General features: G+C 71.1%; 21 protein-coding genes. 11 read left to right on the top strand and 10 right to left on the bottom strand.

The window, feature by feature from the left end:
* Positions 1 to 14 precede the first annotated feature (14 nt).
* Together ACT53Q_RS17490 and ACT53Q_RS17485 are read right to left on the bottom strand one after the other, a co-directional pair.
* Positions 15 to 662 (bottom strand): NAD(P)H-binding protein, encoded by a 648-nt coding sequence (locus ACT53Q_RS17490; protein ID WP_476187935.1) that lies wholly within the window; start codon positions 660 to 662, stop codon positions 15 to 17.
* Positions 659 to 2491: a response regulator gene (locus ACT53Q_RS17485; RefSeq protein ID WP_476187934.1), complete on the bottom strand. Its 1833-nt coding sequence runs from the start codon at positions 2489 to 2491 to the stop codon at positions 659 to 661. Before ACT53Q_RS17485 ends, ACT53Q_RS17490 begins: the two co-directional genes overlap by 4 nt.
* A gap of 466 nt (positions 2492 to 2957) precedes the next feature.
* On the opposite strand from ACT53Q_RS17485, the gene ACT53Q_RS17480 reads away from it, so the two are divergent.
* The 4 genes from ACT53Q_RS17480 (at position 2958) to ACT53Q_RS17465 (ending at position 5769) form a co-directional block, all read left to right on the top strand.
* Positions 2958 to 3578 carry a DUF2589 domain-containing protein gene (locus ACT53Q_RS17480; protein ID WP_476187933.1) on the top strand — a complete coding sequence of 207 codons (621 nt, stop codon included), beginning with the start codon at positions 2958 to 2960 and terminating at the stop codon, positions 3576 to 3578.
* Positions 3579 to 3685: 107 nt separating this feature from the next.
* Entirely contained in the window at positions 3686 to 4393 is a 708-nt protein-coding gene (locus tag ACT53Q_RS17475; protein ID WP_476187932.1) for a hypothetical protein, read from the top strand.
* 3 nt (positions 4394 to 4396) lie between these two features.
* Positions 4397 to 4969 carry a hypothetical protein gene (locus tag ACT53Q_RS17470; RefSeq protein WP_476187931.1) on the top strand — a complete coding sequence of 191 codons (573 nt, stop codon included), beginning with the start codon at positions 4397 to 4399 and terminating at the stop codon, positions 4967 to 4969.
* A 68-nt stretch (positions 4970 to 5037) separates the two neighbouring features.
* Positions 5038 to 5769: a hypothetical protein gene (locus ACT53Q_RS17465; RefSeq protein ID WP_476187930.1), complete on the top strand. Its 732-nt coding sequence runs from the start codon at positions 5038 to 5040 to the stop codon at positions 5767 to 5769.
* Here the strand turns inward: ACT53Q_RS17465 and ACT53Q_RS17460 are convergent.
* Entirely contained in the window at positions 5759 to 6745 is a 987-nt protein-coding gene (locus ACT53Q_RS17460) for a LysR family transcriptional regulator (protein WP_476187929.1), read from the bottom strand. The two genes, ACT53Q_RS17465 and ACT53Q_RS17460, sit on opposite strands and share 11 nt — an antisense overlap.
* Before the next feature lie 210 nt (positions 6746 to 6955).
* Here ACT53Q_RS17460 and cysG point away from each other — a divergent pair, with 210 nt between their 5' ends.
* Both cysG and cysK read left to right on the top strand, forming a co-directional pair.
* The gene (gene cysG, locus ACT53Q_RS17455; RefSeq protein ID WP_476187928.1) at positions 6956 to 8497 is read left to right on the top strand and encodes a siroheme synthase CysG; all 1542 of its coding nucleotides are present in this window, start codon (positions 6956 to 6958) and stop codon (positions 8495 to 8497) included.
* Between the two features lie 116 nt (positions 8498 to 8613).
* The gene (gene cysK / locus ACT53Q_RS17450) at positions 8614 to 9573 is read left to right on the top strand and encodes a cysteine synthase A (protein ID WP_476187927.1); all 960 of its coding nucleotides are present in this window, start codon (positions 8614 to 8616) and stop codon (positions 9571 to 9573) included.
* A 31-nt stretch (positions 9574 to 9604) separates the two neighbouring features.
* Here the strand turns inward: cysK and ACT53Q_RS17445 are convergent, their stop codons facing one another.
* The 4 genes from ACT53Q_RS17445 to ACT53Q_RS17430 all read right to left on the bottom strand — a co-directional run bounded on the left by ACT53Q_RS17445 (position 9605) and on the right by ACT53Q_RS17430 (position 13091).
* Entirely contained in the window at positions 9605 to 10048 is a 444-nt protein-coding gene (locus ACT53Q_RS17445) for a hypothetical protein (protein ID WP_476187926.1), read from the bottom strand.
* Positions 10049 to 10056: 8 nt separating this feature from the next.
* On the bottom strand, positions 10057 to 10722 hold the full coding sequence (locus ACT53Q_RS17440; RefSeq protein ID WP_476187925.1) for an energy transducer TonB: 666 nt from the start codon (positions 10720 to 10722) through the stop codon (positions 10057 to 10059).
* Positions 10723 to 10810: 88 nt separating this feature from the next.
* On the bottom strand, positions 10811 to 11536 hold the full coding sequence (locus ACT53Q_RS17435) for a hypothetical protein (protein ID WP_476187924.1): 726 nt from the start codon (positions 11534 to 11536) through the stop codon (positions 10811 to 10813).
* A gap of 109 nt (positions 11537 to 11645) precedes the next feature.
* A complete protein-coding gene (locus ACT53Q_RS17430) occupies positions 11646 to 13091 on the bottom strand; it encodes a mannose-1-phosphate guanylyltransferase/mannose-6-phosphate isomerase (RefSeq protein ID WP_476187923.1) in 1446 nt (481 codons plus the stop codon).
* A gap of 76 nt (positions 13092 to 13167) precedes the next feature.
* Between ACT53Q_RS17430 and ACT53Q_RS17425 the strand changes: the two genes are divergently transcribed.
* Together ACT53Q_RS17425 and murU are read left to right on the top strand one after the other, a co-directional pair.
* Positions 13168 to 14193, top strand: coding sequence for an aminoglycoside phosphotransferase family protein (locus tag ACT53Q_RS17425; protein WP_476187922.1), 1026 nt, complete (start codon positions 13168 to 13170; stop codon positions 14191 to 14193).
* A 115-nt stretch (positions 14194 to 14308) separates the two neighbouring features.
* Positions 14309 to 15058: an N-acetylmuramate alpha-1-phosphate uridylyltransferase MurU gene (gene murU, locus ACT53Q_RS17420; protein WP_476187921.1), complete on the top strand. Its 750-nt coding sequence runs from the start codon at positions 14309 to 14311 to the stop codon at positions 15056 to 15058.
* Between the two features lie 33 nt (positions 15059 to 15091).
* On the opposite strand, the gene hda is transcribed toward murU, so the two are convergent.
* The 3 genes from hda to ACT53Q_RS17405 are packed head-to-tail and all read right to left on the bottom strand — an operon-like array spanning position 15092 to position 18145.
* Positions 15092 to 15814 carry a DnaA regulatory inactivator Hda gene (gene hda, locus ACT53Q_RS17415; RefSeq protein WP_476187920.1) on the bottom strand — a complete coding sequence of 241 codons (723 nt, stop codon included), beginning with the start codon at positions 15812 to 15814 and terminating at the stop codon, positions 15092 to 15094.
* Positions 15811 to 17040: an AI-2E family transporter gene (locus ACT53Q_RS17410; protein WP_476187919.1), complete on the bottom strand. Its 1230-nt coding sequence runs from the start codon at positions 17038 to 17040 to the stop codon at positions 15811 to 15813. Before ACT53Q_RS17410 ends, hda begins: the two co-directional genes overlap by 4 nt.
* Before the next feature lie 7 nt (positions 17041 to 17047).
* A complete protein-coding gene (locus tag ACT53Q_RS17405; protein ID WP_476188045.1) occupies positions 17048 to 18145 on the bottom strand; it encodes a DUF2066 domain-containing protein in 1098 nt (365 codons plus the stop codon).
* 185 nt (positions 18146 to 18330) lie between these two features.
* Here ACT53Q_RS17405 and purM point away from each other — a divergent pair, with 185 nt between their 5' ends.
* From purM to purN, 3 genes are read left to right on the top strand one after another with little or no spacing between them, the layout of a single operon-like run.
* Positions 18331 to 19386 carry a phosphoribosylformylglycinamidine cyclo-ligase gene (gene purM / locus ACT53Q_RS17400; RefSeq protein ID WP_476187918.1) on the top strand — a complete coding sequence of 352 codons (1056 nt, stop codon included), beginning with the start codon at positions 18331 to 18333 and terminating at the stop codon, positions 19384 to 19386.
* 23 nt (positions 19387 to 19409) lie between these two features.
* Complete coding sequence (locus ACT53Q_RS17395) at positions 19410 to 20048, top strand: DUF2238 domain-containing protein (protein WP_476187917.1); 639 nt, start codon at positions 19410 to 19412, stop codon at positions 20046 to 20048.
* Positions 20041 to 20703, top strand: a complete 663-nt coding sequence (purN, locus tag ACT53Q_RS17390; RefSeq protein WP_476187916.1) for a phosphoribosylglycinamide formyltransferase — start codon at positions 20041 to 20043, stop codon at positions 20701 to 20703. Before ACT53Q_RS17395 ends, purN begins: the two co-directional genes overlap by 8 nt.
* The last annotated feature ends 9 nt before the right edge of the window (positions 20704 to 20712 follow it).

Here is a 20712-nt window from a genome sequence, read left to right as displayed (position 1 = left end):
GCGGCGGGCGGGGCTCAGATCGCGTCGGACTCCACGAACCGTACGCCCGGGGGCGCTGCGAGCACGGCCTCCAGCAGGCAGGCGGCGATGCGCTCGGCCGGCACCACACGGTAGCGGGCCGGGACCAGTCCGCCCAGGGCGTCCAGGAGCCGCGCCGTGCGCCGCTCCGACGGCCGCGGCGCGTCGCGCTCGCCGCCGATCAGCGACGGCCGCACGATCGTCACCGAGGCGTAGCCCAGCGCCTGCACCGCCTCCTCGGCCTCGCCCTTGCAGCGCAGGTAGAAGATCCGCGACGCGGCGTTCGCGCCGGCCGAGGAATTGAGCGCGTAGCGCTGTGCACCGGCGGCGCGGGCGCGCTTCGCGGTGTCGATCACGTAATCGACGTCGACCCGGCGGAAGGCGGCCTTCGAGCCGGCCTGGCGGATGGTGGTGCCCAGCGCGCAGATCACCCCGTCGACGGCCCACCACGCCGCATCGCCCGGCAGCGCATCGAAATCGACGACCGGGTTCTCCAACTTTGCGTTCTCCAGCTTCGGATGCGCCGGCAGCGGGCGCCGCGTGGGCGCGATCACCCGCGCCACGCGCGGGTCGTCGAGGGCCTGATGCAGCGCATGGCGGCCGACGAGCCCGGTCGCGCCGAGCAGCAACACATGTTGGGTCATGGGACTGAAGCTTCCGTTGACGGCAGCGGATCGGCCGCGCGCAGGCCGTGTCGCACCAGCGCCAGGCACAGCGCCTCGCGCTTGAGCGGCTTGGTGAGGTAATCGTCCATGCCGGCTTCGATGCAGCGGCGGCGATCGTCGGCCATCGCGTGCGCGGTCAGCGCGACGATCGGCAGCCGCGGGCGACGCTCGGCCTGCTCGAACAGCCGCCACTGGCGCGTCGCGGAATAGCCGTCGAGGCCGGGCATCTGGCAGTCCATCAGCACCACGTCCCAGTCATCCGTGCGCATCCACTCCAGCGCTTCCAGGCCGCTGCCGGTGCAGACCACGGCGCAGCCTTCGCGTTCCAGCATCAGCTTGACCAGCGACGCGTTGAGCGCGTTGTCCTCGGCGACCAGCACGCGCATGCCGGCGAGATCGAAGTCGGTCGCGTCGGCATCGCCCGGCGGCGGCACCGCATGGCGGCGATCGATCGCCGATTCCGGCGCCTCGGGCACCAGCACCGTGAACCGGCTGCCCGCGCCCGGCACGCTGGACAGTTCGATGCGCCCGCCCATCAGCCCGACGAGGTCGCTGGAGATCGGCAGCCCCAGGCCCGTGCCCGGATGCGCGCGCGTCGGCGAATCGTCGCCCTGCTGGAAGGCCTGGAAGATGCGCTGGTGTTCGCTCTCGCGGATGCCGGGGCCGGTATCGACCACCGCGACGCGCAGCACGCAGCGACCCTCGGTGTCGCGCGCGGCGTCGGCCTCGATGCGCACGCTGCCGCGGGTGGTGAACTTCACCGCATTGCCGACGAGGTTCACCAGCACCTGGCGCAGGCGCGCCTGGTCGCCGGCGAAGTGCGCGGGCAGATCCGGAGCGATTTCCGTCTCCAGCCGCAAGCCCTTGGACTGCGCCTGCGGCCCGAACATGTCGGCCACGTCCTCCAGCAGGCGATGCGGCGGGAACGCGGCGATGCACAGCGAGATCTTGCCGGCCTCGATGTGCGACATGTCCAGCACGTCGCTGATCAGCGCCAGCAGCGACTGGCCGGCGCGGCGGATCGAGCGCGGCAGGTCGCGGTGCGCGGGCGCGTCCGGCGCTTCGGCCAGCAACTGGCTCATGCCGATGATCGCGTTGAGCGGCGTGCGCAGCTCGTGGCTCATGTTGGCGAGGAAGGTCGACTTCGCGCGGTTGGCCGCATCGGCGCGATCCAGCGCCTCGCCCAGCGTCTTCGTCATGTCCATCAGCGCGATGCGCTGCGCGATGTTGTGGCGGATGGTGCGGCTGATGACGATGCCCTGCCGCAGCAGGAAGACCATGAAGAAGCAGGCGGCCACGCCGGCGACCATGAAATCGGTGCGGCCGGACAGCAGGAAATACAGCGCGAACGGGCCGACGTTGCACAGCACGTAGGCCGCGTGCGCCGGCCACCATGCGCCGAAGCTGCTGATCGCCGCGGCGGGCATGCTGATCAGCAGGAAGGCGACGACGAAATACAGTTCCTCGTGGCCCAGCGGAAACAGCAGTGTCGACGCCGCGCCCCAGACACCGCCGCAGAACGCGCCCAGCAGGATGCAGACCAGCGGCTTGCCGGCGCGACTGTCGCCGTCGGCATCGGCCTGCCACATCGACGGCGAGGCCAGCCAGAGGCGCAGCAGCGACGCCACGCCGACGACGATGGCCCAGCCGGCGAGCAGCGCACGGGGATGCACGTCGCGGAGCGTCGCAATCAACAGCACGGCGATCAGCAGCGTCGCGATCGCGCCCGCGCGCCCCTGGCTCAGCACCAGTTGCCGGCACTCCCGCGCGATGCGTTCGCGGGTGTCGACGGACAGCGCGGCGGTCATCGCCTCTTCCCCCCTGCTCCTGCGGACGCCGCGACGGGCGGCATGGCGCTACCTTACCGCAGCCGGCCGTGCCGTCGCGAGGGGGCGACGCGGCACGGCGCGAGCCGGCCGCCATTGTCCGCGCCTATGCCGTCGCGCCTGTCGCCGCGGCAACGCGTCACGGAACGCGATCCGCGCCACCCCTTGAAAACAAGCGGTTTCCGGGATCGCACTCCCTGCGACCACCGCCCGGAGAATGACCCACACGAGGCGAATGCCTCGCGTCATCACCGCCCCGCACGTCGCGGAGCGGACCCCACGTCGATCGTCGGAGGCACGGCACGCGGCCGCGCTTCGCAGGGACGCTTGCGCCGCGGCGGCCGGGCCCAGGGATCGGGCGGGCCGCCGCGACGCAACGGCGATGCGCACGACGGCGGATGCCGAAAAGCCGCAACAGAGTAGGCGAACCACCACAAGGAGCACTCCCATGCCCAATCTCGTGCAGGAACTCAACGGTCTCGATTTCAGCGTCTACATCGGCGGCCCGCTGCAGGCGGCGGTCAGCGCCCAGCATGCGGCGTCGATGTCGCAGGTCGATTTCATCAAGGAAGTCGGCTTCATCCAGGAAGGCTCGGGCAGCACGGCGGTCAACAAGCTGCGCTACGTCGACTTCACCTACAAGAAGGTCGCGCCGAACCCCGCGTTCGATCCGACGAAGGCCGTCTCGGCGACCAACAGTCCCACGCAGGAAGTGAACGTCGCGATCTCGGTGCCGTTCCTGTCGATGCTGACCATCCCGGCGCTGCGCATCGACGAGGTCACCATCGACTTCAACGCGAAGCTCACCTCGGCGGAAACCTCGAACGCCAGCAGCGAATTCGCCGGCAGCGCCGAGATCAGCGCGCGCATCTGGCGGGTGAACTTCAAGGCCTCGGCCTCGTACAAGCGCACCACCAGCAGCACGTCGACCACCGAGCGGACGTACAACCTCAACGTCCACGTCCGCGCCGTCAACGACGAGATGCCGGCCGGCCTCGAGCGGATCTTCAACATCCTCGAGGACAGCATGCGCCACACGGAAGTGCCGGCGCCTGCCTCCGGCGGCTGATCACCGCACCTCCGCGCGCGGCAAGGACCGCATGCGGGGGCGATCCACAGGCCACCACGGGGCCGGCGCACGCCGGCCCCTCTCCCACGCATCCAGAGGACATCCCCATGCCCACGCTCAACGATTACCTCGGCGGCCTCGTCGCCAGCGTCACCGAAGCCCGCGTCATGGCCGACGCGCACGCCGTGCAGGTCGCCGAACAGTACGCGCAACACGAGCTGCTGCGCCATTTCCCGGTGCCGCGCATGCGCATCGGCGACATCGTGCTGACCATCCCCGTCGCGATCGAAGGCCTGTCCGAACGCAAGGAGTACCAGCTCGCGCCCAACGGCAATGCCGAATTCCGGAAGGTCATCGCCCGCGAGCTTCCGCAGTACATCGACTATCGCGAGTTGCCGGCCGTCGCCGCGCAGAAATTCCAGTCGGCGCTGGCCGATCGCATCCCGGCACTCGTGAACGGGATCCGGGAAGCGGGCGAACGCGAGGAGCCGATGTGGGCCTTCGCGAAAGACATCGTTGCCGACCTGTTCGCGATCGGCATCGAGACGAAACTGCGCGACGGCAAGTTCCCGGATGGCTATTCCCAGGACGAGATCACCAAGCGAACGTTCGAACTCGGCCTGCACCTGGTGTCCGGCGTCGTCGACAAGCCGGTGCTGGACCAGCTCACCGTGATCGCCGACGCCGCACGCCTGCGCGAGCAGCGTCCGGAGGACATCGTGCGCATCCAGCTGAAGATCGTCGAAGACGGCATGGAATGGCAGACCACGACCCGCGACGACGGCAGCGTCGACCGCCGCCTGATCCCGGAGTGAGCCATGTTCCAGTCGACGATCAACCTCGTGAACGACATCACCGCGCTGCTGCTGGAAGTGCCGGCGCTGGTCCGCGGCTTCGAACGGCGCGCGCCGGGCGCGCTGCCGTCGCTGGTGGACTGGATCGATCGCACCGAGCGCGCGCTCTCCGGCCATCGCATGGTCGCCGCCGCCGACATGGCGGGATTCAAGGCGCGCATCCTCGCGCCGGCGTTGGCCGCCGACGCGCGCACCAACCTGCGCCGGCGGCAGATCGCGGCCGCCGCGTCGCTGCTGTACGACCTGCAGCGTGCGGTGCAGGACGCGATGCAGCCGCACGCGGCGAAGCTGCAGCAGGCACGCGACCTCGCGCGCCAGTTGCTGCAGATCGTCGCCCAGAGCGGCGCGGTGCGCTACGACCCAGCGGGCGATCTCGCGCTGATGATCGACCGCATCTGGTCGCTGTGCACCGGCCACGAGCAGCTCAAGCCGATCGCGGCGCAGCTGCGCGCGCTGCTGTCGTCGGACGACATCCGCCTGCTGTTCGTCGAGGAAATCGACCCGCGCGATTTCCCGCTCGAAATGGGCGTGCACTGACCTCCGCCGCACCCATGCGCGCCGGAACCACCGGCGCGCCGCCTTCCACCACCCTCCGGAGACGAGACATGCCGACCCGCGACGACCTCCTGTGGTTCAAGCGTCGCTTTGCCGATCGCATCGTGCCGGCGCTCGCCGGCACGCCGCTCACACTCGACCTGATCGTCGCGATCGCCTGCCAGGAAACCGGCATCGTGTGGTCCGCGCTGCGACGCGCGGGGCTGGACGAGGACGCGCTGCTCGCGCTGTGCGTAGGCGACACGCTCGATGCGCGCGCCGACGGTGGCGGCCGCAAGGCGTTTCCCAGGCAGCGTGCCGACCTGCTGGCGCATCCGCGCGGCGCGGAGATGTTCGCGATCGCACGCGCGTCGCTGGTCGCGATGGCGGCACATGTCCGTGGCTACGAACCCGCAGTCGCCAACCCCGACAAGTTCTGCCGCGGCTTCGGCCTGTTCCAGCGCGACCTGCAGCACTTTCCTTCGGATCGGGAGTATTTCCTGTCACGCGACTGGGCACGCTTCGACCACACGCTGGCGCACTGCGTCGACACGCTCCGGCGCGGGCTGCACACGCTGGGATTGCACGACGCCACGCACCTGGACGATGAACGCCTCGCGCACGTTGCGATCGTCTACAACACCGGTCGCTTCAGGCCGTCACGCGGCTTGCGACAAGGGCATTTCGATGGCCGTCGCTACTACGGCGAGGCCGTGCTGGCGTGGATTCGGTTGTCGAAGAGCATCGCGCACGACGATGCCGCGGCATCGTCCCTGCCGCCTCCGCCGTCACTCAGCTGGTGATCGCCTGGCTGAGCGCCGTCCACGTCGGCGGCGCGGGCCAGGCCGGGGCCTGGTGGCCGGCGAGGATGCGGCGCAGGTCGTGACGGTCGAGCTGCGGCGCCAGCGCCACCAGCAGTTCGACGGTGTAGTCGCGCAGCACGCGCTCGCGCGGGAGCACCGCCCACGACACGCATTCGGGGATCGACTCGGGCGCGGGCAATGCCACCAGGTCGGCGTCGTGGATCGCGCTGACCGCCATCTCGGCGAGCAGGCCGACCCCGATGCCGGCGCGCACGTAGGTCTTGATCAGGTCGGCGTCGCGCGCGGTCATCGCCAGCTGCGGTTCCAGCCCGCGCGCGGCGAACGCGCGGCGCAGCGAGGAATCGTGGCGGATCGAGGATTCGTAGCTCACCAGCGGATACGCGGCGAGGTCGGCCAGCGTCGGCCGTGCGCCCGGCTGCGCCAGCGGATGCGTGCGTGGCACCAGCACCACGCGCTGCCAGCGGAACAGCGGGATGGCGATGCCGTCCGCAGGCGGATCACCGGCGGTGCTGATCAGCGCAAGGTCGGCCTCGCCGCGCGCCAGCTGCGCCAGCACGTCGCCGTCGGCGCTGGGCTGCAGGTGGATGCTCAGCTGCGGGTACGCCTGGTGCACCAGCGACAGCGCCGGCGGCAGCACGAAGCGGGCCTGGGTGTGGGTGGTCGCGATCAGCAGCTGGCCGTGGGCGTCGCGGCGCTGGTTGGCGGCGAAGGCGCGGATGTTCGCGGCCTCGGCCAGCATGCGGCGGGCGTGCGACAGCACCTGCGTGCCGGCCGGGGTCAGCGCTTCCAGGCTGCGGCCCTTGCGCACGAACAGCAGGAAGCCGAGTTCGTCCTCCAGCTGCTTCAGCTGCTTCGACAGCCCCGGCTGGGTGGCGTGCACGTGCTCGGCGGCGGCCGTGATGTTGAATCCGGCGTCGGCGATGGCGACGAAGTAGCGCAGCTGGACCAGGGTCATGGCGGGTGTCGGGAAGCGGGCGGGACCGCGATGCCGCCATTGTCGGGGCATCCTCGATCCTTTCATTCGGATCAAGCGATAGGAATAGCAGATCGCCGATGGCCGGGCGCGGGTTGGCTTATTCCCAAAAAGCATAAGCCAAGACGGCCCGATCATTTCCGGGGGGCATGAGGCGGGACTAAGTTGGGCCTCCCTTCCGGTGGAATGGCCATGTCCCTCCTTCCGTCCGCGGCTGCAGATGCCGACTCCCGCCCGGGCCCCGCGCCCGGCGGTGCCGGCGCGCCGGTGGCGGACGAGGCGACACCGCTGTTCCCGGTCTTCCTCGACCTGCGTGGCCGCGACGTGCTGGTGGTCGGCGGCGGCGCCGTGGCGCGGCGCAAGATCGAAGCCCTGCTGCCCACCGGGGCGCGGGTACGCGTCGGCGCACCGGCGCTGGACCCTGCCCTCGCGGCGTGGGTCGCCGAAGGCCGGCTCGTGCACCTGCCCGGCGCGTTCGAGCCGGCGTGGCTGGACGGCGCCCGCCTGGCGATCGCCGCAACCGACGACGCCGACGTCAACCGCGCCGTCGCCGAGGCCGCCGAGGCCCGCGGCGTCTGGGTGAACGTGGTCGACGACGCCCCGCTCTGCGCCTTCCAGATGCCCGCCCGCGTCGAGCGCGGCCCGCTGCAGATCGCGATCTCCAGCGGCGGCGGTGCGCCGATGCTGGCGCGGTACCTGCGCGAGAAGCTCGAAACCGACCTCGATCCCGCGCTGGCCGCACTTGGCACCCTGCTGGTGCGCCATCGCCGTCGCATCCGCGCGCGGCTGCCCGACCTCGACGCCCGCCGCCGCTTCTTCGACGCCGTGCTGCAGGGCGACGTGCCGGCGCTGCTGCGTCGCGGCGACGCCGCCGAAGCCGAACGCGCGCTGCTCGCCCGCCTCGACGGCAGCCCGACGCGCGTCGCCGGGCGCGTGGCGCTGGTCGGTGCCGGCCCGGGCGATGCCGGCCTGCTCACCCTGCGCGGCCTGCGCCTGCTCAACGAAGCGGACGTGATCCTGCACGACCGCCTGGTCTCGCCCGACGTGCTCGACCTCGCCCGCCGCGATGCCGAACGCATCGAAGTGGGCAAGGAAGCCGGCCATCACCACGTCTCGCAGGACGGCATCCACGCGCTGATGCTGGAGCACGCCCGCGCCGGGCGCCGCGTCGTGCGGCTGAAGGGCGGCGACGGCTTCGTGTTCGGGCGTGGCGGCGAGGAACTCGAATGCCTGCGCGCGCACGGCATCGACTATGAAGTCGTGCCCGGCATCACCGCCGCGCTCGCCTGCGCCGCGCACGCGGGCATCCCGCTGACCCATCGCGACCACGCGCAGTCGGTGCGTTTCGTCACCGCGCACGGCAAGAGCGCCGACGACGGCCTCGACTGGGCCGGCTTCGCACGCGAGCGGCAGACGCTGGCGTTCTACATGGGCGTGTCCGGGCTGGAGCGCGTGCGCGACCGCCTGATCGCGCACGGCCGCGCCGCGTCCACGCCCTGCGCGCTGGTCGAGAACGGCGGCCGTCCCGAACAGCGCGTCGTGCTCGGCACGCTGGACACCCTGCCCGAGCGCGCGCGCCTGCATGCCGTGCGCTCGCCGGCGCTGCTGTTCGTCGGCGAGGTCGCGGCGCTCGCGTCCTCGCTGCACTGGTACGGCGCACCGCCGCTGGGCGACTGCGACGTCGTCGCCGAGCCCGCGGCGTCGACGGCCGATCCGCTCGCGGAGGCCGCATGACCGCGCATCCGCGCGAAACCCGACGACGCAAGGCCGGACATCGCACCCTGCCGCGTCGCTGACCCCACGCATCCCGCATTCCCCGCATTCCACGCACTTTCCCGAGGCAGATTCCCATGGCGCTCTACGACAACATCCTCGACACCATCGGCAGCACCCCGATCGTGCGCCTCCAGCGCATCGCGCCGAAGCACGTGACGCTCTACGCGAAGGTCGAGTCGTTCAACCCCGGCGGCTCGGTGAAGGATCGCCTCGCGATCGCGATCGTGCTGGACGCCGAGAAGAAGGGCCTGCTCAAGCCCGGCGACACGATCGTCGAGGCCACCTCCGGCAACACCGGCGTGGCGCTGGCGATGGTCGCAGCCGCGCGCGGCTACAAGTTCGTCGCGGTGATGACCGAAACCTTCTCGGTCGAACGTCGCAAGCTGATGCGCGCGTACGGCGCCAAGGTCATCCTGACCCCCGCCGCCGAACGCGGCAGCGGCATGGTGCGCAAGGCGAAGGAACTGGCCGAGAAGCACGGCTGGTTCCTGGCGCGCCAGTTCGAGAACGAGGCCAACCCGGCCTACCACCGCAGCACGACCGGCCCGGAAATCCTGCGCGATTTCGCTGGCAAGCGCCTGGACTACTTCGTCAGCGGCTGGGGCACCGGCGGCACGATCACCGGCGCCGGCGAAGTGCTGAAGCTCGCGCGCCCGGACATCAAGATCATCGCCAGCGAACCCGCCGGCGCGGCGCTGCTGTCGGGCAAGGAATGGCAGCCGCACAAGATCCAGGGCTGGACCCCGGACTTCCTGCCGGCAGTGCTGAGCCGCACGATCGCCGACGAGATCCTGCCGATCGAGGACATCGTCGCCCGCGACACCGCGCGTCGCCTCGCCGCGGAAGAAGGCGTGTTCGTCGGTCTCTCCTGCGGCGCGACCGTCGCCGCGGCGCTGCAGGCCGCGGAAACCGCGCCGGAAGGCTCGGTGCTGCTGGCGATGCTGCCCGACACCGGCGAGCGCTATCTGTCGACGATCCTGTTCGAAGGCGTCAGCGAAGGCTCCGACGACGAGTGGCTGGCGTCGCTGGGCTGATCGCCCGGCGCACTTCGGCGCACTTCGGCGCTCATCGCTGCGCAGCGGTGAGCGCCATGCAATGGCCCTGCACTTCCTGAGCGAAGCCGTTGCAGCGGTTGTGGTTGTTCAACCCGTGCGCGGCGCAGAACGCGCTGGTCCAGCGCACCGTGTCGACGAACTGATCGACCCGCGGCACGTCCGCGCAGGTGCCGTCCTTCGGCTGGCTCGCGCCCAGGCAGCCCTTGAGCCACAGCCGCGACTTCAGTCCCCCCAGCGAATCATCATTGCGCAACCGGGCGAAACCGGCCTCGATGCAGCCAGCATCGTCCATCGCGGCGCCCTCGCGTGCCCCATCCTGCAGCGCCGTCTGCCCGGCTTCCAGCCATCCGGCCTTGTGGCCGTCGACGTAGCGCCACAGCAGGATCGCCGCGCTGCCGATGAACAGCACGCCGGCCAGCAGGATGGTGAGCAGGATCTTCGCGGTGCGGCGCATGGGCGCGCTCACCGCACCTTGAACGAGAACGGCAGGCGGCCGGCGCCCGCGGCGGTGGTCTTCAGGCGCACATGCGTCGCCCAGTTGCGGATCGCCGCATCGATCGCGAGGCTGCCGCTGGAATCGATGATCTGCACCTCGGTCACGCGCCCGTCCGCAGCGTAGGCGAGCATGAGCTGGGCGGTGGCATCCGCGATCCCGGCGCTCGCGACCGCGTCGTGGACCGTCGAAAGCGGCGGCCGGAACGCGATCTGCGCGGACTGGATTTCCGGAAGCGTCCTCGCATCCACGTCAATCGGCGTTGCGGGCACGGCCTCGTCGTTGACCAGATCGAACGGCAGGCTGCCCTTGCCGGCCTTGCCCGGCGAAACGCGGGCCGCACGTCCCCAGGCCAGGATCGCCTGGTCCAGCGCGTCGTTGCCGGAGGTCGTCTTGAGGCGAACGTCCGTCGGCACACCCTGCGCGTCGTAGGTCATGACCAGCACCGGCCGTGCCTTCGCCAGCCCGGAGGCATTGAACGCCTGCGCGACCGGCGCGAGCGACGGCCGCACGACGAGCGCGGGCCGCGCTTCGGCCTGCTCGGAAGGCGGCGGCGCAGGGGGTGGCGGCGGGACCGTTTGCGCACAGAGGACGCCAGAGACGAGCAGCAGCGACGACGCGACGGACGACTTCATGCAGGGCATCCCGAGGGCAGATGGCGCGCAGGATGCCACAGGCACGGACGGGGCACCGATCGGTCCACCCCGTCGTCGCGCCGCCGGCTCAGCGCTGTTCGAGGTGGAACGGCAGCCGCAGCGTGCCGGCCTCGCCGGGCTTGAACTGCAGCCCCATCGCCCACGTCACGATGGCCTTGTTGAGCCCCGTGTCCAGCGTGGGGTCCGCCAGCCGGGCATCGACGACACCGCCGGCCGCGTTGTAGTCGATCGCCAGCTCCGTCGAGACCCGCGTGAGATTGCTGCGACGGAAGGCGCGCGTCACGGGCCGCAACGAAGGCATCTTCAGCACCTTGCCCTGGAAATCGAACTGCGCGGTCTCCTGCGAATAGGGCGACGGCGGCGCCGCCGTCTCCCTGCCGAAATCGAACGGGACGAAGCCGTGGCCTGCCTTTCCGGCCGGCAGGCGCAACTGCCGTCCCCAGGCGAGGATCGCCGCATCGAGCGCGGTATCGCCGGACGCACGCTTCAGCGTCACCGCCGTCGGCACGCCGGACGCGTCGTAATCCACCCGCAGCACCGGCTTGGCGCTTTGCAGCTTCGATGCGAAGAAGAGCTGCTGGAGGTTCGGATCGCGGGGCGCGGCTTCGAGCGCGGCGTCCGGGGTCGCCGCCCGAGGCGGTTCGGCGTCCACGGCGCGATCCTGTGCGCCGGCCATCGAGGCACAGGCCAGGCAGCCGGACAGCAACACGGCGAGCGTCCGGGAGGCTCTGCCGGCGACGCCACCGAAACGGGAAATGCCGGTCCGCACCGGCGGCATGTCGATCCTGTTCATGTCACGGTCCTGCAGGTGAAGACGGCGGGAGGATACCGCAGCCGCGGACGGGCATCGGGATGTCGATCGCCAGCGGCCGCGGCAGACACGCCGGACACGAACCGCGGGCTCACCCCCGCCCGTACACATCCTCGTAGCGCACGATGTCGTCCTCGCCGAGATAATCGCCGGACTGCACTTCGATCAGTTCCAGCATCTCGGTGCCGGGGTTTTCGAGGCGGTGCTTGGCGCCGATCGGGATGTACGTCGACTGGTTGGCGTGCAGTTCGAACAGGTCGAGATTGCGGGTGACCAGCGCGGTGCCGCGGACGACGATCCAGTGTTCGGCGCGGCGGTTATGCGACTGCAGCGACAGCGACGCACCCGGCTTCACCTTGATGCGCTTGACCTGGAAGCCGTTGCCGACGTCGATGGAGTCGTAGCTGCCCCACGGGCGCTGCACTTCGCGATGCAGCACCGCCTGCGAGCGATGCTCCGCCTTCAGCCGTGCGACCACCTGCTTCACGTCCTGCACGCGGTCCTTGGCGGCGACCAGCACCGCGTCGTCGGTCTCGACCACGACCAGGTTGTCGACGCCGACCAGCGCGACGAGCCGCCGCGCGTAGGCGTAGCTGTTTCGGCTGTCGACGGTGATCACGTCGCCGTGGCGCGCGTTGCCGTCGGCGTCCTGTTCGCTCACGTCCCACAGCGCCGACCACGACCCGACGTCGTTCCAGCCGATGTCGACCGGCAGCACCATCGCCGCGTCGGTCTTCTCCATCACCGCGTAGTCGATCGACTCCGACGGCGACGCGGCGAACGCCTCGCGATCGAGCCGCAGGAATTCACCGTCCGGATCGACATGCCCGCAGGCCGCGCGGACGGCGGCGAGGATGTCGGGACGATGGCGGCCGAGTTCTTCGAGGAAGCGCGAGGCGCGGAACAGGAACATGCCGCTGTTCCAGTAATAACCGCCGGCATCGAGATAGCGCTGCGCGGTCGCGGCGTCGGGTTTCTCGACGAAGCGCAGCACCTTGCGCACGCCCTCGCCCGCTTCGGCATGGCCCGCTTCTGCGTGGATGTAACCGAAGCCGGTCTCCGGCGCCTGCGGCACGATGCCGAACGTCACCAGCGCGCCGGCTTCGGCCGCGGGCGACGCGGCGCGCACGGCGGCGCGGAAGGCGTCTGCGTCGCGCACCACGTGATCGGACGGCAGCACCAGCAGCAACGGGTCGCCGCCGTCGGCGGAGGCGATCAGCGCGGCAGCGGCGATCGCCGGCGCGGTGTTGCGGCCGACCGGTTCCAGCACGATGCGCGCGCGCGGCGCGCCGATCACGCGCAACTGTTCGGCGACGAGGAAGCGGTGGTCCTCGTTCGCGACCACCAGCGGCGCGGCCGACGACAGCGGCGCGACGCGGCGCCAGGTCGCCTGCAGCAGCGTGTCGTCGCCGACCAGCGGCAGGAACTGCTTGGGATGCGCTTCGCGCGACAGCGGCCACAGGCGCGTGCCGGAACCGCCGGACAACAGGACGGGCTGCAGCGCGGTCGGATCGTTCTGGGCGGAAAGCTCGGCCATGACGGCTCCCTCTGGTTCGGCGGACAGTTTACCCTTTGCGGATTCCATGCCATCCGCACGCCACTCCGGGCCCCGCATGCCGCAGACCTCGACGCCATCCGCACTTCCGACCGATCCGCACGCCGACGCCCGCGCCGAAGCCCGCACGACCTGGGCCCGCGCCGCCACCGGCGATGCCGCGCTCGTGCTCGAACGCGCGTCGATGGATGCGGGCTTCCGCAGCTACTGGCGCGGCGAGACCGCCGGCGGCACGCGGATCGTGATGGATTCGCCGCCGGACAAGGAAGACGTGAAGCCGTGGCTGCGCATCCGCGCGCTGCTGCAGGCCGGCGGCGTGCGCGTGCCGCAGGTGCTGGCGGAAGACGCCGACGCCGGCTTCCTGCTGCTGGAAGACCTGGGCCGCGACACCTACCTGCACGTGATCGACGAAACCAATGCCGACGCGCTGTTCGACGCCGCCGTCGACCAGTTGCTCAGGCTGCAGGCGGTGTCGCCGCCGGCCGACCTGCCGGCCTACGACGACGCGCTGCTGGCGCGCGAACTGCGGCTGTTCGACGAATGGTTCCTCGGCCGCCATCTCGGCGTGACGCTGGACTGCGGCGACCTCGAAGCGCTCGATCTGGTGTATCGCCGGCTGATCGACGCCGCGCTGGCGCAGCCGCAGGTGCTGGTGCACCGCGACTTCATGCCGCGCAACCTCATGCCCGCCGCCGACGGCCCCGCGGTGCTGGATTTCCAGGACGCGGTGCGCGGCCCGATCGCCTACGACGCGCTGAGCCTGTTCAAGGACGCGTTCCTGAGCTGGCCCGAAGCGCGCGTGGACGGCTGGCTGGACCGCTACCACGCCCGCGCCGCGGCCGCCGGACTGCCGGTGCCGCCGCTGGCACGTTTCCGCCGCGATGCGGACTGGATCGGCGTGCAGCGTCACCTCAAGGTCATGGGCATCTTCGCGCGCTTGAACCATCGCGACGGCAAGCCGAAGTACCTCGCCGACGCGCCGCGCTTCCTGGCCTATCTCGACGGCGTGCTGCCGAAATACCCGGAACTGGCGCCGCTGGCGGCGCTGCTGGACCGCCACGTGCGCCCGGCGCTCGCCGGCTGAGTCCGTCCCGATCGGCGGTAAGCGATCGCACGCGATGACGTGCCGAACGGCACAGTCCTTGCTTCGATCTCCGTGGCAAAGTGGCCGCGCAGTCGCAGTAGGGGGAACCGGCACCATGAAAGCGTTGATCTTCGCCGCGGGTCTGGGCGAACGGATGCGTCCGCTCACCGACACCGTGCCGAAGCCCCTGCTGCCGGCCGGCGGCAAGCCGCTGATCGTCTGGCACATCGAGCGGCTGGCGGCGGCCGGCATCCGCGACCTCGTGATCAACACCAGTTGGCTGGCGCGCAGCTTCCCCGACGCGCTCGGCGACGGCGAGGCCTTCGGCGTCCGCATCCAGTACACCTACGAAGGTCCCACGCCGCTGGAAACCGGCGGCGGCATGTGGCACGCGCTGCCGCTGCTGGGCACCGAACGCATCAGCGAGGAACCGTTCCTCGCCATCAACGGCGACATCTGGACCGACTACGACTTCGCGCGCCTGCCGCCCGCGCCCGCCGGCGACGCGCACCTGGTGCTGGTCGACAATCCCGCGCACAACCCGCGCGGCGATTTCACCCTGCGCGACGACGGCCGCGTGAACAGCGGACCCGCCACCGCCGAGGAACCCGGGACCCGGCTGACCTTTTCCGGCATCGGCCTCTACAGCCCGAGCCTGTTCGACGACTGGCGCCGCGTGATCGGCGACGCGCCGGGCGCGCGCGAGAAGCCGCCGCGCTTCAAGCTGGCGCCGCTGCTGCGCGCGGCGATGGGCCGCGAATCGGTGACCGGCGAACACCACCGCGGCCGCTGGACCGACGTCGGCACGCCGGAGCGGCTGGCGGAACTGGATCGCGATCTGGCGGCGCGCAACGCGGTCGCCTGACCCGCGCAGACGGCACCTCGACGACGGCGGCCGTCAGCCGCCGAGCACGCTGCGCAGGAACGGCACCGTCAGGCGGCGCTGCGCGGCCAGCGATTCGCGGTCGAGGCGATCGAACAGCACCGTGAGGCTGGCGAGGTCGCGATCGACGCGGCGCAGCAGCCAGTCGATCGCGGCATCGTCCAGATGCAGCCCGCGACGCTGCGCGCGCAGGCGCAGCACGTCGGCGCGGCCGGCGTCGTCCAGCGGTTCCAGCACGACGCGGGCGCACTGCGACAGGCGCGAACGCAGGTCCGGCAGCGTCAGCGGCAGCGCATCGGGCGCCACGCGCGCGGCGTAGAGCAACGGGCGGCCGGCATCGCGGGCGCGGTTGTGGGCGTGGAACAGCGCGACTTCGTCCTCGCGGTTCCCGGCGATGGCGTCGAGGCCGTCCAGCGCGAGCAGATCGGCGTGCTCGAACGCCTCCAGCGCATCGCCCAGCCGTCCCGCGGCCGCGGCCAGCGGCAAATAGGCGGTGCGGCGGCCGGCGGTTTCGGCCTCGGCGCAGGCGGCGAGCAGCAGGTGGGTCTTGCCGGTGCCGGCCGGGCCGACGATGTACAGACTGTCCACCGCGACGCCGCCGGCCTCCCCGCGCGCGAGCGCATGCAACTGCGCCAACGCGCCCTCGGGCGCGCCGACGAAGGTTTCGAAACGTTGGTCCGGCGGACAACGCAGCGCCAGCGGCAACTGCGCGGCGCCGGGAGGCGACTGCGCGTTCACGCCGGGTCCGTCGGCTCCGTGGGCGGGGCCGCGGGCGGATCGGAGGGACGATCACGGACGTGGTGCGGAGCGGCCACGATCTCGATTCCCGGGGCAACGGGCGCATCGCCGAGGTAGAAGCGGCTGGCGGTGTACTGCCCGTGCAGATGGCGGATCAGCACGTTCGCCACCGACGCCACCGGCAGCGCCAGCAGCATGCCGAGGAAGCCGAAGAGCGTGCCGCCGGCCATCACCGCGAACACCACCGTCACCGGCCCGAGGCCGACGCGGTCGCCGACCAGTTTCGGCGTGAGCACGTAGCTTTCGAGCATCTGGCCGACGCCCCACACCGCCAGCACGCCGGCCAGGTGCGGCCAGTCGCCGAACTGCACCAGCGCGGCGATGCTGCCGCCCAGCAGCACGGTCAGCGGGCCGATGTACGGAATGAAGGTGAGCAGGCCGGCGAGCAGGCCGATGATCACGCCCACGTCGAGCCCGACGATCCACAGCCCGATGGCGTAGAACAGGCCCATCGACAGCATCACCAGGAACTGGCCGCGCAGGAAGCTGCCGAGCACGGCGTCGGACTCGCGCGCCAGCATCGCGACCGTGCCGATGCGGTTGCGCGGCACCAGCCCGGCGGCGCGCTGCACCAGCGCCGACCAGTCGCGCAGGAAGAAGAAGCTGAGGAACGGGATCAGCACGAGGTTCGCGACCCAGCCCAGCACGGTGAAGCCCGAATGCGTGACCACGCCCAGCACCTGCGCGGCGATGCCGCTGGCGCCCTGCCAGTTGCGCTTCAGCATCTCGACCAGGTAGTCGGGATCGAGCCAGGTCGTCACGTTCAGTCCGGTCTTCGCCTGCACCCACGGCAGGCCGGTGTGCACGAACCAGTCGAGGTAGGTCGGCACGTTGTCGGCCAGCACCTGGATCTGGTCCTGGATCACCGGCACCAGCACCACGATCAGCACCGCCAGCAGCAGGACCATCGCGCTGAAGACCACCGCGACGGCGGTGTTGCGCGACAGCCCGCGCGCCTGCAGCCGCAGCACCACGGGATCGCCCATCCACGCCAGCAGCAGCGCGGCCGCGAACGGCGTGAGCACCGGCGCCAGCGCCCACAGCAGCGCCCCGGCACCCAGCAGCAGCAGGCCCCACTGCAGCCGGCGGAAGAACGTGGCGATGTCCTCCACCGCCCGGTTCGGATCGGGCGGCGGCGGGGTGTCGGCGGAGGGGTCGGCGGCCATGGCCCGGTCAGCGCAGGTCGAAGGTCGGGATCACCGGCTCGCCACCTTCGGGCGGCGGTGTGTCCTGATCGTCCGTGGCCGGCGCCACCAGAACGCCGCGATCGGCGATCACCCGGCGGAAGCCCGACAGGCCGCTGATCAGGTCCAGGTCCAGCAGCAGGCCGTCCGCGGTGGCGCGCACCGGGCGCGCCTTGCGCACGACCGACAGGTCCTGCAGGTGGGCCATCAGGCGGACGTAGTCGTCGGCGCTGTCGATGCCGGTGATCAGCACCCGGTAGGTGCCGGGCGGGCCGGCCGCGGCGCCGCGGCGGGCATAGCGCTTGATGAGCGCGTCGGCGGCACCATCGGCGCCGCCGGCCATCGCCGCGCGGGCGTCGGTGTTCTCGGTCGACCAGTTCGCCAGCGCCTTGCCGCTGTCGACGAAGATCCAGTCGGCCTTCCAGCCGGTGCCCTTGCGGTAGAGCTTGCCGATCAGCTGCATCGGCGGGCTGTAGCGGGCGGACACCCGGGCGATGGCGCCGGTGTCGCCGCGCCAGATCGCGCCGACGGCGGCCTGCTCGGCGGCGTTGCCGGCCGGCAGGCCGAGGCGGTAGCCGCGTTCGATCGCGCGATCCAGCACCGACCGGGCGGCGTTGCTCTGGGCCAGCGCGACCAGCCGCGGGCCCTTGCCGTCGTCGATCGCCAGCCACAGCACCGGCTTGGGCCGCGGCTGCGGCCAGATCGGCAGCCCGAGCAGGCCGATGAGGCCGTCGACCTTGCCCTGGTCGAAGCGGACCACGAGCATCGTCTTGAAGCTGGGCGCGCCGTTGGCGCCGACGCCCTGGTCCTGGCGGTAATCGAAGCCGGCGACGTATTCCTTCGCGCGGCGCAATTCCTGGCCGACGCCGGGGCGGCCGGTGGCGGCGCGGTCGCCGCTCAGCTTGGCCAGCACCTGCGCCAGCGCCCGGGCGAAGCCGCGGTCGCGCTCGCCGTCGGTCTGGGTGTTGACCGGCACTTCGGCCTCGTAGACGCCGCTGGCGGCGGCGCGGTCGCCCTCCACCCGCTGGGCGTGGACGACGGGGGCGATCAGCGCCAGCCCGAGGCAGAGCCCCGCGACCCAACGCATCTTCCACCAGCTCGATTGCCGCATCTTCGAAGTCCCGGACAGGTTGGCCAAGGTCCGGCATGGTGCCACAAGCCCCTCTTTCCCGGTAAGCGAACGGCCCCCGACAGGCTCCGATCGGCCCGCATCGGCCGGCATCGCGCCGGGGCGGGCTACAATTCCGCCTTTCCGCGACCGCAGTCGACGCCGTGACCCAGACGCCCCCCGCCTCCTCCGGACTCACCTACCGCGACGCCGGCGTCGACATCGACGCAGGCAACGAGGTGGTCGAACGCATCAAGCCGCTGGTGAAGCGCAGCTTCCGCCCCGAGGTGATGGGCGGCCTGGGCGGGTTCGGCGCCCTGTTTGACCTCTCCGGCAAGTACCGCGAGCCGGTGCTGGTCTCCGGCACCGACGGCGTCGGCACGAAACTCAAGCTGGCCCAGCAGCTCGGCCGCCACGACACCATCGGCATCGACCTGGTCGCGATGTGCGTGAACGACGTGCTGGTGCAGGGCGCCGAACCGCTGTTCTTCCTCGACTACTTCGCCACCGGCAAGCTCGACGTCGACACCACGGTGGCCGTGGTCGGCGGCATCGCGAAGGGCTGCGAGCTCTCCGGCTGCGCGCTGATCGGCGGCGAGACCGCCGAGATGCCCGACATGTACCCGCCGGGCGAATACGACCTCGCCGGCTTCTGCGTGGCCGGCGTGGAAAAGTCGAAGATCCTCGACGGCGCCAAGGTGCGCGAAGGCGACGTGCTGATCGGCATCGCCTCCAGCGGCCCGCATTCCAACGGCTATTCGCTGATCCGCCGCATCTACGACCGCGCCGGCCGCCCGGCCGACCTCGACCTCGGCGGCGTGCGCCTGGTCGACGCGCTGATGGCGCCGACCCGGCTGTACGTGAAGCCGGTGCTGGAACTGCTGGGCGGCGCGCATGGCGAATCCATCCACGCGATGGCGCACATCACCGGCGGCGGCCTGACCGAGAACATCATCCGCGTGATCCCCGACGGCCTCGGGCTGTCGATCGACGCATCGAGCTGGCCGCTGCCGCCGGTGTTCGCATGGCTGCAGCGCGAGGGCCAGGTCGCCGACGAAGAGATGTGGCGCACCTTCAACTGCGGCATCGGCTTCGTGCTGGTCGCGCCGCAGGACGCCGCGGCCGCGCTGGAAGGCGAACTCGATCGCCTCGACCTGCCGCACTGGCGCATCGGCGCAGTGACGCTGGCCGGCGACGGCGAGCGGGTGCGGATCGGCTGAGGCTAGGACGCAGAGGCGCCGCGTTGAACGCCGCGAAGCAGACCGCCTTCGTCGCCACGACGGCGATCTTCGCGCTCACATGGATCTCGCCGATCTGGCCGAGGGATCAGGCCTTGCACAGCACGCTCACGGTCGTGGGCCTGGCATGGTTGGCGGCGCACGACCGCCGCTGGCCGATGCGCCTCGGCGATTTCGTTGCCGTGTGCGCGTTCATCGCGCTGCACTGCATCGCCGCCCGCTGGCTGTATTCCAACGTTCCCTACGATGCCTTCGCACGCACCGTATTTGGCTGGTCGCCGCAGAACGCGTTCGGCTGGCACCGCAATCATTTCGACCGCCTCATCCATGCCGCGTACGGCCTAAGCTTCACGGCTGCACTGGCCTCTCACGCCCGCCAACGATGGCCGCTGACCTCCGGCCAAGCGTTCGCGCTCGCCGTACTCGCGATCATGGCGACGAGCCTGATCTACGAATGGCTGGAATGGGCGATCGCATTGACGCTGTCACCGGCTTCCGCCGAGGCTTACAACGGCCAGCAGGGCGATCCATGGGACGCGCACATGGACATGCTGCTGGCCACGCTTGGCGCGTTGGCGAGCTGGTTCTGGCGCCCTCGCGGCGCGCCTCTTCGATCCGCACAGACCGTTCCGGCGCATGACTGAGCCCTACCGTCTCGCCGTCCTCGCCTCCGGCGCCGGCACCAACCTGCAGGCCCTGATCGACGCCATCGCCGCGGGTGAACTGCCCGCGACGATCGTCGGCGTGTTCTCCGACAAGGCGAAGGCGGTCGCGCTCGATCGCGCCCGCGCCGCGGGCGTGCCCGCGACCGCGCTGTCGCCGAAGGCGTTCGCCTCGCGCGAGGACTTCGACACAGCGCTCTTCACCGAAGTCGATGCCGCGGGCGCGGACCTGATCGTCTGCGCCGGCTACATGCGGATCATCTCCGCCGCGGAGATCCGCCGCCGGCCGGGCCGCATGATCAACCTGCACCCGTCGCTGCTGCCGGCGTTCAAGGGCCTGCACACCCATCGCCAGGCGCTGGAGGCCGGCGTCGCCGAGCACGGTGCCAGCGTGCACGTGGTCACCGCCGACCTCGACGACGGCCCGGTGATCGCCCGCGCGCCGGTGCCGGTGCTGCCGGGCGACGACGAGGCCGCCCTCGCCGCCCGGGTGCGCGAGGTGGAGCATCCGCTGCTGGTCGAGACGGTGCGCCTGTTCGCCGAAGGCCGGCTGCGACTGGACGGCGGGGCGATCCTGATGAACGGCGTGCCGCTGGCCGCCCCCCTTCAGCTGCGAGCCAACCGCCGGCTCGCATGATGCCGGCCG

Source organism: Lysobacter sp. DMC97 (genome assembly GCF_056313745.1).
This window is presented reverse-complemented; position numbering and strand designations above follow the sequence as displayed.

What these genes read in the sequence shown, in the direction of transcription:
- ACT53Q_RS17465 (WP_476187930.1), top strand. Translation starts at nt 5,038, where the DNA reads ATGCCGACCCGCGACGACCTCCTGTGGTTCAAGCGTCGCTTTGCCGAT.
- ACT53Q_RS17490 (WP_476187935.1), bottom strand. Translation starts at nt 662, where the DNA reads ATGACCCAACATGTGTTGCTGCTCGGCGCGACCGGGCTCGTCGGCCGC.
- ACT53Q_RS17405 (WP_476188045.1), bottom strand. Translation starts at nt 18,145, where the DNA reads ATGCGTTGGGTCGCGGGGCTCTGCCTCGGGCTGGCGCTGATCGCCCCC.
- cysG (WP_476187928.1), top strand. Translation starts at nt 6,956, where the DNA reads ATGTCCCTCCTTCCGTCCGCGGCTGCAGATGCCGACTCCCGCCCGGGC.
- purN (WP_476187916.1), top strand. Translation starts at nt 20,041, where the DNA reads ATGACTGAGCCCTACCGTCTCGCCGTCCTCGCCTCCGGCGCCGGCACC.
- ACT53Q_RS17410 (WP_476187919.1), bottom strand. Translation starts at nt 17,040, where the DNA reads ATGGCCGCCGACCCCTCCGCCGACACCCCGCCGCCGCCCGATCCGAAC.
- ACT53Q_RS17480 (WP_476187933.1), top strand. Translation starts at nt 2,958, where the DNA reads ATGCCCAATCTCGTGCAGGAACTCAACGGTCTCGATTTCAGCGTCTAC.
- ACT53Q_RS17475 (WP_476187932.1), top strand. Translation starts at nt 3,686, where the DNA reads ATGCCCACGCTCAACGATTACCTCGGCGGCCTCGTCGCCAGCGTCACC.
- murU (WP_476187921.1), top strand. Translation starts at nt 14,309, where the DNA reads ATGAAAGCGTTGATCTTCGCCGCGGGTCTGGGCGAACGGATGCGTCCG.
- ACT53Q_RS17435 (WP_476187924.1), bottom strand. Translation starts at nt 11,536, where the DNA reads ATGAACAGGATCGACATGCCGCCGGTGCGGACCGGCATTTCCCGTTTC.
- ACT53Q_RS17425 (WP_476187922.1), top strand. Translation starts at nt 13,168, where the DNA reads ATGCCGCAGACCTCGACGCCATCCGCACTTCCGACCGATCCGCACGCC.
- ACT53Q_RS17485 (WP_476187934.1), bottom strand. Translation starts at nt 2,491, where the DNA reads ATGACCGCCGCGCTGTCCGTCGACACCCGCGAACGCATCGCGCGGGAG.
- ACT53Q_RS17430 (WP_476187923.1), bottom strand. Translation starts at nt 13,091, where the DNA reads ATGGCCGAGCTTTCCGCCCAGAACGATCCGACCGCGCTGCAGCCCGTC.
- ACT53Q_RS17440 (WP_476187925.1), bottom strand. Translation starts at nt 10,722, where the DNA reads ATGAAGTCGTCCGTCGCGTCGTCGCTGCTGCTCGTCTCTGGCGTCCTC.
- ACT53Q_RS17470 (WP_476187931.1), top strand. Translation starts at nt 4,397, where the DNA reads ATGTTCCAGTCGACGATCAACCTCGTGAACGACATCACCGCGCTGCTG.
- cysK (WP_476187927.1), top strand. Translation starts at nt 8,614, where the DNA reads ATGGCGCTCTACGACAACATCCTCGACACCATCGGCAGCACCCCGATC.
- ACT53Q_RS17460 (WP_476187929.1), bottom strand. Translation starts at nt 6,745, where the DNA reads ATGACCCTGGTCCAGCTGCGCTACTTCGTCGCCATCGCCGACGCCGGA.
- ACT53Q_RS17445 (WP_476187926.1), bottom strand. Translation starts at nt 10,048, where the DNA reads ATGCGCCGCACCGCGAAGATCCTGCTCACCATCCTGCTGGCCGGCGTG.